The 455-nt window shown below is 67.7% G+C and carries 1 pseudogene; it reads right to left on the bottom strand.

Annotated elements, in window-relative coordinates:
• A pseudogene (locus FMN63_RS11270) lies at positions 1-455 on the bottom strand (hypothetical protein); the annotation flags it as partial.

Genomic DNA, 455 nt, shown 5'->3' with positions numbered 1-455 from the left:
GCTTGGTGGGCCTGATAACGGCAAGCTTGCGGCCGGGCTCCCGGCCGTCGAGCCGCAGAACCTGCGCCCGGCTTTCCTGCGAGCGGAGATAGAGCACGTCGCCGCGCGGGCCGATCGCCACGAAGCGCCTGGAAAATACCGTGCCCGGTTCGATCGGCAGATCGTAGACCCGATCCATCGCCCCGTTCGGCGTGAAGCGCACCACCAGCATGCCGGTGCGCTCGGGCCGGTCGGCGGGCACAAGCTCGACCAGCGCATAGGGCCTGCCTGTCGTGTCGATGTCGAGAAGTTCGACGGTGCCGATCCGCCCTTCCGAGGCGAGCTGCAGCGAAAGGAAATTCTCCTCCGAGCTGCTGCGCCGCAGCAGGATCTCCGCCTTGTCGTTTGCGGCCGCCGAGACCTCGGCAACGATATCGCCGAGCCCGCGGCTCGGCACGTATTGAATGACCGGCGGG

Origin of the sequence: Stappia sp. BW2, assembly GCF_008107695.1 — a bacterium.
Classification (GTDB): Bacteria; Pseudomonadota; Alphaproteobacteria; order Rhizobiales; family Stappiaceae; genus Roseibium.
Note: the sequence above shows the minus strand (reverse complement) of the source record. Positions and strands in the feature narration are given on the sequence as shown.